This is a genomic window from Mycetocola sp. (assembly GCF_025464835.1).
Lineage (GTDB): Bacteria > Actinomycetota > Actinomycetes > Actinomycetales > Microbacteriaceae > Mycetocola_A.
This window is the reverse complement of sequence record NZ_JAODMP010000054.1, coordinates 1-11,737: the sequence shown is the minus strand read 5'-3', so window position 1 is coordinate 11,737 and position 11,737 is coordinate 1. Positions and strand designations below refer to the sequence as shown.

Annotated in this window: 11 protein-coding genes; 8 read left to right on the top strand and 3 right to left on the bottom strand. The window is 66.2% G+C overall.

Annotation, left to right across the window (positions count from 1 at the left end; genetic code table 11):
• Together JWP90_RS06905 and JWP90_RS06900 are read right to left on the bottom strand one after the other, a co-directional pair.
• Positions 1-144, bottom strand: a 144-nt coding sequence (locus tag JWP90_RS06905) for an NAD(P)-binding domain-containing protein (protein WP_297361575.1), incomplete at its 3' end; no start/stop codon positions are given.
• 155 nt (positions 145-299) lie between these two features.
• Positions 300-479, bottom strand: a complete 180-nt coding sequence (locus JWP90_RS06900) for a hypothetical protein (RefSeq protein WP_297361572.1) — start codon at positions 477-479, stop codon at positions 300-302.
• Between the two features lie 433 nt (positions 480-912).
• On the opposite strand from JWP90_RS06900, the gene JWP90_RS06895 reads away from it, so the two are divergent.
• Positions 913-1,449 carry a gluconokinase gene (locus JWP90_RS06895; protein WP_297361570.1) on the top strand — a complete coding sequence of 179 codons (537 nt, stop codon included), beginning with the start codon at positions 913-915 and terminating at the stop codon, positions 1,447-1,449.
• Positions 1,450-1,462: 13 nt separating this feature from the next.
• Here JWP90_RS06895 and JWP90_RS06890 read toward each other — a convergent pair whose 3' ends face one another.
• Positions 1,463-1,777, bottom strand: a complete 315-nt coding sequence (locus JWP90_RS06890; RefSeq protein WP_297361567.1) for a PfkB family carbohydrate kinase — start codon at positions 1,775-1,777, stop codon at positions 1,463-1,465.
• A 523-nt stretch (positions 1,778-2,300) separates the two neighbouring features.
• Between JWP90_RS06890 and JWP90_RS06885 the strand changes: the two genes are divergently transcribed.
• The 7 genes from JWP90_RS06885 to hisS form a co-directional block, all read left to right on the top strand.
• Positions 2,301-2,894 (top strand): 50S ribosomal protein L25/general stress protein Ctc, encoded by a 594-nt coding sequence (locus JWP90_RS06885; protein ID WP_297361565.1) that lies wholly within the window; start codon positions 2,301-2,303, stop codon positions 2,892-2,894.
• Between the two features lie 87 nt (positions 2,895-2,981).
• Positions 2,982-3,599, top strand: coding sequence for an aminoacyl-tRNA hydrolase (gene pth, locus JWP90_RS06880; RefSeq protein ID WP_297361562.1), 618 nt, complete (start codon positions 2,982-2,984; stop codon positions 3,597-3,599).
• A 232-nt stretch (positions 3,600-3,831) separates the two neighbouring features.
• Positions 3,832-7,446: a transcription-repair coupling factor gene (gene mfd, locus JWP90_RS06875; RefSeq protein ID WP_297361559.1), complete on the top strand. Its 3,615-nt coding sequence runs from the start codon at positions 3,832-3,834 to the stop codon at positions 7,444-7,446.
• Between the two features lie 64 nt (positions 7,447-7,510).
• The gene (locus JWP90_RS06870) at positions 7,511-8,386 is read left to right on the top strand and encodes an SDR family NAD(P)-dependent oxidoreductase (RefSeq protein ID WP_297361556.1); all 876 of its coding nucleotides are present in this window, start codon (positions 7,511-7,513) and stop codon (positions 8,384-8,386) included.
• Positions 8,383-9,804, top strand: a complete 1,422-nt coding sequence (locus tag JWP90_RS06865) for an aldehyde dehydrogenase family protein (protein ID WP_297361553.1) — start codon at positions 8,383-8,385, stop codon at positions 9,802-9,804. The genes JWP90_RS06870 and JWP90_RS06865 overlap by 4 nt, the downstream gene beginning before the upstream one ends.
• Positions 9,801-10,466 (top strand): MazG family protein, encoded by a 666-nt coding sequence (locus JWP90_RS06860; protein WP_297361549.1) that lies wholly within the window; start codon positions 9,801-9,803, stop codon positions 10,464-10,466. Before JWP90_RS06865 ends, JWP90_RS06860 begins: the two co-directional genes overlap by 4 nt.
• A gap of 36 nt (positions 10,467-10,502) precedes the next feature.
• Positions 10,503-11,737, top strand: a 1,235-nt coding sequence (gene hisS, locus JWP90_RS06855) for a histidine--tRNA ligase (RefSeq protein ID WP_297361546.1), incomplete at its 3' end; no start/stop codon positions are given.

Below are 11,737 nucleotides of genomic sequence, written 5' to 3'. Positions count from 1 at the left end.
GAGCGTGTTCGTCTTCTCCCATGAGCGGTTGTACACCGCCACGGTGTTTCCTTCGCGGCTGGCGAGGTTGCGGGCGAGGTTGGAGCCCATCACCGCCAGTCCGACGACGCCGATGTTGGCCTGGGCCTTGGTTGTATCCGCCATGGAGATCTCCTCTTGTGGTCAGTGGTCAGAAGTCGGACAGTCCTCGGGAGGAGGAGCGAAAGAAAGGGGAAGGCGCGGGAATCGGGAGCCGGCCTCGTGTACACGCTAGCAAACGGCGGATGTCCGATTCCTCACATGATGCCGGAATCCAGGGGCTACAGCCGGGTTCCGAAGGTGTCGCACCAGACGTTCTCGTTGAACGTGCCGGTGAACTCGGAGAGGCCCTGAATCTTCGCGACGGCGGCCGAGATCGCATCCCGGCTCGGGGCGTGCGCGTGGATCATCGTCTTGACCATGAGCACGTCGATGAGGTGGTTCGGCTGCGCGAGCGACACGAATACGGTCGGGACCTCGGTGACGTACCAGGGGGATCTCTGCGGCCATCGGTGTCGACCAGGTGACGCGGATGCTGGCCTCCTCCGTGCCGGTGAAGTGGCCCGGCCGCTGATCCCGTCGAGGCGGATGCGCTTGTGCGTCTCAGGAGCGAGCGGAAGGTTTGCCCCGGGTGTCCACGACGAGGGTGATCGTTTTGTCGGCGAGCTCAGCGGCGATCGCGTGGTGCTCATCCCATTCGTCGTAGCGGAGCGTGTTGCAGCTCGTGACGACGTGCTGGTCACGTTCGTCGATGGCGTCTCCTGAAGTGCTTCATCGCGCAGACGGTGTTCGATCGCTGATGCCGTCGGAGTATTCCCTCGCGCGTTCGATACCTGCCGCACAACCGGCTCGCCGACGGCACCGTCCACGACTGGTAACTGGAAGAATTCACGAATGACTATTGACGACGCAACACCCGAGGGCATCCAAGTCATCGTGATGGGGGTCTCCGGATCGGGCAAGAGCACGATCGGGGCGCTCATCGCCGGCGCCCTCGGGGTTCCGTTCGTCGATGGCGACTCTCTTCACCCGCAGTCCAACGTGGAGAAGATGGCCGGTGGCCACCCGCTCAACGATGTCGACCGCTGGCCATGGCTCGCGACCGTGGGAACCACGCTCGCGGATGCCGGCCGGCACGGCAGCGGGATGGTCATCGCGTGCTCCGCTCTCAAGCGCGTTTACCGGGATGCCATCCGCAAAACGGCTCCAGGCACGTGCTTCGTGCACCTGTCCGGATCCCGCGAGGTGCTCACCTCACGCGTCGAAGGACGCAGCGACCACTTCATGCCGCCAGCGCTTCTGGACTCCCAGCTGGCTACCCTTGAACCTCTCGAGGATGACGAGCCGGGAATCGTGGTGGACGTCGACCAGTCGGTCACCGCGATCGTCGCCGAGGCCACCAGCGCGCTCCGGAAACTCGCCAGCTCCTGAGCCCGGCAGTCCGTCACCTCAGGACGGGCTCAAGCCTCCCGAGCGTTTCGAGTTCTTCCCGCCGGGCAAGTCCTTCCCCATCCCCGGTCGACCGGCACAGATACGCACCGACGGCGACTGCCGTCCGCAGGCGTGTGTCCATGGTCGCGCTTGCCAGACGCTCGGCGAGGTAACCTGCGACGAAGGCGTCCCCCGTGCCGACCGTGTCGATCGGGTCGATCGGCACCGCTGCCTGCTGCAGCGGCCCGGGGGCGGACATCATCACCATCGTTTCGCCGATGGTGATGACGGGGCCCGTGTGGTCGCTTCGCGGGCCTTTGGGCAGCACTTCGGTTCCCCTCGGGGATCTCGAGCAGCACTTCTTGGGCCCTTCAGCGATCTCAGCAACGCATCCGAACCCGCGACCGCGCGCGGCCATGGCAGTGCTCAGCATCCGCTCGGACGGGCTTGTCGCTCGCTGGCGGGCCCTTGTAATTCTCTCGCGGGGCTTCGCACAGCACTGTGGGACCCCTCCGCGATCTCAAGCAGCACTTCCGGACCGCTGACCTGTGCGCGGCGGTCTTGACACGCTCGCTCCTCAACCGACGAAGAGGCGCCGCTGACACCGGTTCCGCGATGGGGTAGGCTTGGCCACTGAACTTCGGCGAGGGATGCTGTGCGTCACGACGCAGCTGCATCCGTAATCGACGCGGTGGGCAAGGCAACCATGGTTTCCCACAGGAACCGGCTTTTCCTCACGCTGACATGCGTTCGAGTTGACACGGAGCCGGGCATTCCCGGACTCCTCCAAGACCATCCGGAGCGCGCTCCGGATCACGCTAAAGAGCCCAGGCTCACCCAAGGAGAACACCATGGCTGACGACAGCAACAAGGTAGTCGCAGAAATTCGCACCTCATTCGGCAAGGGTGCGGCGCGCAAGCTCCGCGCCTCAGGCAAGATCCCGGCCGTCATGTACGGGCGCGGCACAGAGCCTCAGCACGTCGCGCTGCCCGCCCACCAGATCGGCCTGATCATCCGCAAGTCGAACGCGGTCCTCGAACTCGAGATCGACGGCGAGCAGAGCCTCGCCCTCGTCAAGGACGTGCAGAAGGACCCCGTGCTCCGCATCATCGAGCACCTCGACCTCATCGTCGTCATCAAGGGTGAGAAGGTCACCGTTGACATCCCCGTCCACATCGAGGGCGAGTCGGCACCTGGCACCGTCGTCAACCGCGACGCGACCACCCTGTCGATCGAGGCAGAGGCGACCCACATCCCCGAGAGCCTCGTCGTTTCGATCGAGGGCCTCGAGGCCGGCGCCCACATCCTCGCCAAGGACGTGCCGCTGCCCACCGGTTCCACCCTGCTCAGCGACCCTGACCTGCTCGTCGTCGCCGTTGCAGAGCCTGAAGCCGAAGAACAGGAAGAAGAAGCCGCGGGCGAAAGCACCACAGCCGCCGAGTAACCTCGGTTGCACGCCCGACGAGCCTGCCCGGTTCGCACCCTCACGGGTCGCGGACCGGCGGGCTCGTCCGCTTAAGCAAGGAGAATCATGTGGTGGCGCAGAGAGAAGACGGAGCCGATCGTGGCTGAGAACACCTGGCTCGTCGTCGGACTCGGCAACCCCGGGCCGGCTTACGCACGAAACCGGCACAATGTCGGGCACATGGTCGTCGACGAACTCGCGGCTCGGATGGGCGCCGGATTCCGCAAGCACAAGACACCGGCGATCGTCGCCGAAGGTTTCGTCGCTCCGGGCGGACCGAAACTCGTGCTGGCGAAACTGAACAGCTACATGAACGTGTCTGGAGGCCCGGTCGCGACCCTGCTCCGTTTCTATTCACTCGACCCGACGCACCTCATCGTCGTCCACGACGAACTCGACCTCCCGTTCGACACCCTCAAACTCAAGCAGGGTGGCGGGCACGGCGGCCACAACGGCCTGCGCGACATCGCCAAGGCCACAGACCGTGCGGACTTCCTGCGCGTCCGCGTGGGGATCGGACGGCCGCCCGGCCGCCAGGACGCCGCCGACTTCGTGCTCAAGGACTTCGCCGGCACCGAGCGAGAGGTCCTGCCGAACCTCGTGGGCGACGCAGCGGATGCCGTCGTGCTCCTCGCGACCGACGGCCTGCAGGCGGCGCAGTTGAAGGTGCATTCGCCTTCCTGAGCCTGAGCCTGAGCCTGAGCCCGGTGCCGGGCGCATGCCCGGGCACCGCTTCACGCACTCCGGACCAGAACACCCGGTGTACCGCGTGAATCCGTCCGCAGTGGGTGTGTTGCCGCGTGTTCGGGGCCGGATGCTGACGGTCTGCAGGCGGTCCAGGTGAAGGTGCATTCCCTTCCTGAAGCGGCCTGGGTCGGCCGCCGGCGTTGTCGCACGTGCCGCGTAGACTGTTCCGGTGATCCTTTCGGGCTTAATCGAAGCGCTTTCGCGCGCCTCCACGTTTGACAACGCCCTCGGCTACGCCACTCGGAACGCGGATTTCTCCGTCACAGAGGGGCTTCGCGCCCCGCTGCTCGCCGGGCTTCTCGAGGCGCGCCGCAAAGCAGGCAAGCCGGCCGCACTCTTCGTCGTGACGCCGACAGGCCGGGACTCCGAGTCGCTGCGTGCCGCGCTCGAGAGCGTCGTCCCCGAGGCCCGCATCATCGACTTTCCCGCCTGGGAGACGCTCCCGCACGAGCGGCTGAGCCCGAGTGCCGAGATCGTTGGCAAGAGGCTCTTTGCGCTCCGGGTGATGACCGACTGGGACGGAACATCACCGCTCATCGTCGTCGCCTCCGTTCGTGCGGCGCTCCAGCCGCTTGCCGACAACCTCACCGAGGTCGAACCGGTTCGCCTCGACGCCGGCGCCCGCGGTCACGACCTGCAACGGCTCTCGACCCAGCTCGTCGAACTCGCCTACGTCCGGGTCGACATGGTGTCCCGCCGAGGAGAATTCGCCGTGCGCGGTGGGATCCTCGATGTCTTCCCGCCCGTGGCGGAGCATCCGTACCGGGTGGAGTTCTTCGGAGACGAAGTGGAACAGATCCGCGAGTTCTCCGTCGCCGACCAGCGGTCGATCCCGGATGCCGTGCCCAGTATCTCGCTGCCGCCCAGCCGGGAACTGCTGCTCAACGACGCCGTGCGGCAGCGCGCGGCCGAGATGCAGCACGAATTCCCGAACATGTCGGCCATGCTCGAGAAGATCGCGAACGGCATCCCCGTCGAGGGAATGGAATCGCTCGCCCCTGCCCTGCTCGACCGGCTCGTGCCGGTGAGCCATTACTTCCCGGCCGGTGCGGCCATCGCCGTCATCTCTCCCGAGCGGGTCGCGACTCGCGCCATCAGCCTGTCGGAGACGAACCGCGAGTTCCTCGCTGCCGCCTGGCATGCGGCGACCGCGGGCGCGCAGGCGCCGATCGACCTCGCCAGTGGCGAATTCATCACCCTCGAAGATCTCAGGGACGCTACCCGCTTCACCGCTCCGGGCGCACCGGCAGCGGACCACCCGTGGTGGACGTTCAGCACATTCCAGCAGGGCCCGGACGAAGTGCTGCCAGAAGAGCGGGAGATGGACGAACTCCTCACCGTTCGGGTGGCCGCTGACGCCGTTCCCAGCTTCTCAGGTAACGTCGACGGCGCCATCGAGCACGTCGCAGCGCGGCTTCGCGACGGTTGGGTCGTCGGTATCGTCGCACGCGGAACCGGACTGGTCGAGCGCGCCCGCGACGTCCTCGGCGAGCACGAAGTTCCAGCGCGGCTGGTGCCAGAATTCCCGGCAGCCCCGGAGCCGGGAATCGCGTACCTGCTCCAGGCGACAGCAGAGAGCGGATTCGAACTCGAGGAATCCAAGCTTGCCCTGATCAGCGAAAACGAGTTCTATGGCCGGACCATCGGCTACGACTCCCGCCAGGTCAAGAAGCTCGCTTCGCGGCGCAAGAACGTCGTCGATCCGATGCAACTGAAAGCGGGCGACTACGTCGTCCATCAGACCCACGGCATCGGGCGGTTCGTCGAGCTCAGCCAGCGCGAAGTGTCAAGCGGGGGCAGAAATCCGACGAAAACCCGTCGGGAGTACCTGACTCTCGAGTACGCGCCGTCCAAGCGCGGCTACCCGGGCGACAAACTGCTCGTACCCACCGACCAGCTCGACCTGCTCAGCCGCTACGTCGGCGGGGAGGCTCCCGCGCTGTCGAAGATGGGCGGCAGCGACTGGTCTCAGGCGAAGGGGCGCGCCCGCAAGGCGGTCCGAGACATCGCTGTGGAACTGGTCAAGCTGTACTCAGCCCGGATGGCGTCGAAGGGCTTCGCCTTCAGCAAGGACACGCCCTGGCAGAGGGAACTCGAGGAAGCCTTCCCCTTCGCCGAGACCCCCGACCAGCTGACCACGATCGACGAGGTCAAGGCCGACATGGAACGGCCTATCCCGATGGACCGGCTGCTCTCCGGCGACGTCGGATTCGGCAAGACCGAGGTCGCCATCCGTGCCGCTTTCAAAGCGGTACAGGACGGCAAGCAGGTCGCGATGCTCGTGCCGACGACCCTCCTCGTCAAGCAGCACTTCGAGACCTTCGCCGAGCGTTTCGCCGGGTTCCCCGTCCACCTTCGCGCACTCAGCCGGTTCCAGAGCGCCAAGGAGGCGAAGGAGACCCGTGACGGTCTGGAACGCGGCACCATCGACGTCGTGATCGGTACCCACCGTCTCCTCAGCGAGGGGATGAAGTTCAAGGATCTCGGACTCGTCATCATCGACGAGGAGCAGCGGTTCGGCGTCGAACACAAGGATGCTCTCAAGAAGCTCAAGACGAACGTCGACATCCTGGCCATGAGCGCCACGCCGATTCCCCGCACCCTCGAGATGGCGGTCACCGGCATCCGCGAAATGTCGACTCTGGCGACGCCCCCGGAAGAGCGGCATCCGATCCTCAGTTTCGTGGGCCCGTACAGCGAGAAGCAGGTCGGGGCGGCCATCCGGAGGGAGTTGCTCCGCGAAGGTCAGATCTTCTTCGTGCACAACCGGGTGTCGAGCATCAACCGGATCGCCGCCCAGCTGGCGGAAATCGTCCCTGAAGCTCGCATCGCGGTGGCACACGGCCAGCTGTCCGAAAACGTGCTCGAACGTGTCGTCGTCGACTTCTGGGAGCGCAAGTTCGATGTGCTCGTCTGCACCACCATCATCGAGACCGGCCTCGACATCCAGAATGCCAACACGATCATCATCGACCGCGCCGACAAATACGGTCTGAGCCAGCTGCACCAGTTGCGCGGTCGCGTGGGCCGCGGCAGAGAACGCGCCTACGCCTATTTCCTTTACGACGAGAACAAGCCGCTGTCCGAAACCGCACACGACCGGTTGTCCACGATCGCGGCCAACAACGAGCTCGGCAGCGGCATGCAGGTCGCGCTCAAGGACCTCGAGATCCGGGGCGCCGGCAACCTGCTCGGAGGGGAGCAGGCCGGCCACATCGCCGGCGTCGGCTTCGACCTGTACCTTCGGATGATCGGTGAGGCCGTCTCCGACTTCCGCGGGGACCTCGCCGAAGGGCAGACCGAGCTGCGTCTGGAACTGCCTGTGGACGCGCACATTCCCGAGGACTACGTCGACAGCGAGCGGTTGAGGCTCGAGGCCTACCAGAAGCTCTCCGCCGCGTCCGGCCCGGCGGCTGCCGACGACCAGATCGACCTGGTGATCGATGAGCTCACCGACCGGTACGGCGAACCGCCGGCGCAGGTGCAGAACCTCATCGCCGTGTCCCGCCTGCGCCAGCGAGCACAACGGGTCGGGCTCAGTGAACTCGTCGCAATGGGCAGCAACCTTCGTGCAGCTCCCGCCAACCTCCCTGACTCGCTCCAGGCCCGGTTGCGCCGGATGTACCCTGGCGGCAAGTACCTCGCCCAGGCGAACGCCCTGATCGTGCCGATGCCAGAGAAGCACGGCGAGAAACTCGCCGACGCCGAGCTGATCGCCTGGGTCGGCCAGTTCCTTGACGCCCTCTTCCCGCTCCCGCCGAAGGAGGAGCAGGCCGCTTCGTAGCCTCCGGCTCGCTCCGACGCCGATGGAATAGTGTGGGAACCCACTGCATCCGATGGAGGTTCCCGTGGCTTTTACCGTCGCAAACGCTCGAGTCCTGGTCACAGGGGGTGCGTCAGGAATGGGACGCCTGTATGCCCAGCGTGCGGTTCAGGAACAGGCGGCGTCGGTCACACTGTGGGACATCGACGCGCTGACCCTGGATGCAACGGCGAGCGCCCTCTCCGGCCTCGGCACCGTCATCCACACGCGCGTCGTCGACGTGTCGCGGCTCGAGGATGTGCGGAGTGCGGCAATCCACGAACTCGATGAGGGCCGGGTACCCGACGTGCTGATCAACAACGCGGGGATCGTCCGCGGCAACGAGTACTTCTGGAACACAGACTCCGAGCGCGACACCGAACCGACCATGCGGATCAACGCGATCGCTCCCATGCACATCACCCGGGAGTTCCTGCCCGCCATGATCAACGACGCCCCACGGGAGAAACGCATCCTCAACGTCGCATCCGCCGCCGGTACCCTCGCGAACCCGCGAATGAGCGTGTACGCCGCATCGAAGTGGGCGTTGATCGGTTGGAGCGACTCCGTCCGGCTGGAGTTGGAGCGTTCGGACAATGCGCACGTGCGCATCACAACCTTCTGCCCGTCGTACGTCGCCACCGGCATGTTCGAGGGCGCGAGAGGACCACTGATGACGCCCGTCCTGCTGCCTGACATCGCCGTCGCACGAGCCTGGCAGGCCATGCTCGCCGGGAAGCCCATGCGGAGAACGCCGTGGACCGTCGGACTCGCGAGCGGTCTCAAGGGCGTGCTGCCCCAGCGAGCGTGGGACATCGTCGCCGACCGGATCTTCTCGGTGTACTCGAGCATGGAGAACTTCACCGGGCATTCAGGCACCCAGCGGGCGGCAGAGCCCATACGTGAAGGGGAACGGTCGTGACGGAACGTCTGACCTCCGCCGCATCCGCCCGTGTCTCTGCGGTGAGGGACGCTTTTCGTGCCGGAACGACCAAACCGCTCGCCTGGCGGCTGCGGCAGCTCGGCGCGCTGCGACGGATGCTCGTCGAACAGGGGGATGCGCTGGAGGGCGCTCTCGCGACCGACCTCGCCAAGAGCCCCACCGAGTCGCAGATGAGCGAGATCGGTGTGGTCATGGGCGAGATCGACAACACCATCCGGCACCTGCGCCGGTGGCTGCGCCCTAAACGCGTGTCCGTTCCTCTTGCCGTCGCTCCCGCCACGGCGCGCGTGGTCCGCGAACCGCTCGGAGTGGTGCTCGTGATCGGGCCATGGAACTACCCGGTCCAGCTGGCCCTCGTGCCCCTGGCCGGAGCGCTCGCCGCGGGCAACGCCGTCGTCCTGAAGCCGAGCGAACTCGCGCCGGCGACATCCGCTCTTCTCGCCCGGCTCCTTCCTCACTATCTCGACCCGTCTGCGATCGCGGTGATCGAGGGCGGCGTCGAGGAGACGACCGAACTCCTCACCGAAAAATTCGACCACATCTTCTTCACCGGCAACGCCCGGGTCGGACGCATCGTCGCCAAGGCCGCCGCTGAGCACCTCACCCCGGTGACGCTCGAACTGGGAGGCAAATCGCCGGTCTACGTGCATGAGGACGCTGACCCGGTCTCGACCGCTGACCGCCTCGTCTTCGGCAAGTTCCTCAACGCCGGCCAGACCTGTGTGGCTCCCGACTACGTCCTGGCGACCCCGGAAACCGCACGGCGGCTCCTTCCGCACCTGCGGGATGCCGTCACGCGCCTGTACGGGAACAACCCGCAGGCGAGCCGGGACTTCGGCCGGATCGTCAACGACCGGCAGTTCGCCCGGCTCTCCGGGCTGCTCCACGGCGTGCGCCCGGACATCGGCGGCAGAACCGACCCCACCACGCGGTACATCGAACCCACCATCGTCGACGGTGTCGGCCTGGATTCCCCGCTGATGCGGGAGGAGATCTTCGGTCCCATCCTTCCGATCGTGCACGTGTCAGGGGCCGACCACGCGATCGAGGTCATCTCGACGAGGGAGAAACCGCTCGCGCTCTATCTCTTCACCACATCGCGCGCGCTCGTTCGCCGGTTCCTCCGCGACACATCGTCAGGGGCGTTCGGCGTCAGCATCCCCGCGGCCCACCTGCTCGTGCCTGGCCTGCCGTTCGGCGGGGTGGGAGAGAGCGGGATCGGCCGCTATCACGGCGAGTTCTCGATCGATACCTTCAGCCACAGCAAGGCGGTGCTCAGCAAACCGAGCCGGCCGGACACCCTGAAGCTCATCTACCCGCCGTTCACCGCGAAACGGGACGCCTTCATCCGGCTGTTCATCGCCCGCACAGGCCACCGGCGGGAGTCCGAGCGATGACCGGCCCGGCCCTGCCGAACATGGACGCGCTCGCCGCGTCCATGCGTACGGTCCTCGACAACTGCGTCTGGAGCCAGACGATGACGCACGCGTCGCTCGTCACCTACCTCATCGAGGAGAGTTACGAGCTCATCGACGCGGTGGAAGCGGATGACCGGGACGTCATGCTCGAGGAACTCGGCGACGTGCTGCTTCAGGTCGTCTTCCACGCCGAGATCGCCCGCCGAACCCCCGCTGAGCGTTTCTCGCTCGATGACATCGCCAGGGCGGCGAACGAGAAGATGATCCGGAGGCACCCGCATGTCTTCGGGGAGGAGACCGCTCTCACCGTCGAAGAGGTGTGGCGGGTCTGGAGCGCGGCGAAAGCTGCGGAGAAGTCGACGCGGACAAGCGCGCTCGACGGGATCCCGCAGAGCATGCCGGCATTGGCGCTTGCAGAAAAAGTGCTCACTCGAGCGGAACGCGCCGGTCTCGCCGCACCAGGCGGTCCAGGCCGAGGTGAGCCGTCGTTCTCGAACGAGGCGGAACTCGGGCGGCTCCTGCTCGACATCTCCGCGGCTGCCCGGTCGCAGGGACTGGATGCGGAACGGGCTCTCCGCTCGGCGCTCCGGGAGCTCCAGGACGGGATCCGGCAGCAGGAAGCCGGGAGCAGCACCGCCTGAACCGGGCGGCCCGTGGGCCCATGCCAGAATTGTGCCATGGCCTCTCCTGTTACCCCGCCCCGCGGCATGCGCGATTTCCTTCCACAGGACAAGGCCAGACGAGAACATGCCCTCGGCATCATCCGGTCGGTGTACTCCAACTTCGGGTTCGATGAGATCGAAACACCTGTCGTCGAGGATTTCGCCCGGCTGCACTCCGGCCTCGGTGGTGACAACGAGAAGCTCGCGTTCAACGTGCTCAAGCGGGGCCTGACCCCGGAGGATGCCGTCAGCGCGGCCGAATCAGGCAGCCTGGACTCCCTCGCGGATCTGGGTCTGCGCTTCGATCTGACCGTGCCCCTCGCCCGGTTCTACGCCACCCACCGCGCCGAGCTCCCTCCCGTCTTCCGGGCCATCCAGATCGCGCCGGTCTGGCGTGCGGAGCGCCCGCAGAAGGGCCGCTACCGGCAATTCATGCAGTGCGACATCGACATCATCGGTGAGGCGGGACCCCTCGCCGAGATCGAGCTGATCAGCGCGACATCCGCAGCCCTCTCGGCACTCGGACTCACCGGATGCCGGGTGCGGATCAACGACCGTCGCCTGCTGACCGGGATGCTCGACGCCTTCGGTTTCGTTGCAGCCGAGCACCCGGGTGTCCTCATCACCGTCGACAAGCTCGACAAGATCGGAACGGCCGGCGTCCTCGCCGAGCTACGGGAGCGCGACGCGACACCCGAGGCGGTCAACAGGCTAGAGGAGTTCTTCGCGCGTCCGACGCCCGACGACCAGCCCTTCAGCGAAGCCCACATCAGGGTGCAGCTGCCGTCAGGCGTCGACGATTCGGTCATCGCCGAACTTGCGACGATCGGCACGGCCGCTGCCCACGCCGATTCGATTCCCGTGATCTTCGACCCGTTCCTCGTGAGGGGCATGGGTTACTACACCGGCCCCATCTTCGAAATCGAGCACCCGGGCCTCGGCTACTCGCTCGGCGGCGGCGGACGCTACGACGGGATGATCGGCCGCTTCCTCGGCCAGGACGTACCGGCGACAGGGTTCTCAATCGGCTTCGAACGTGTCGTTGACCTGCTCGAGCTGGCGGAGAACGCCGGAAGCGACTCGATGGTGCTGGTCTACGACCGCGACGTAGCCCCTGCCGCGCTGATCGGACTCAAGTCGGAACTCATCGCAACGGGCAAGCGGGTGCGGCTGGAGAAGCGGGTGAAGAACCTCAAAGCCTTGTTCGACCGGGTCACCGGTGAAGGTTTCTCGGCGTTTGCGTTCGTGAC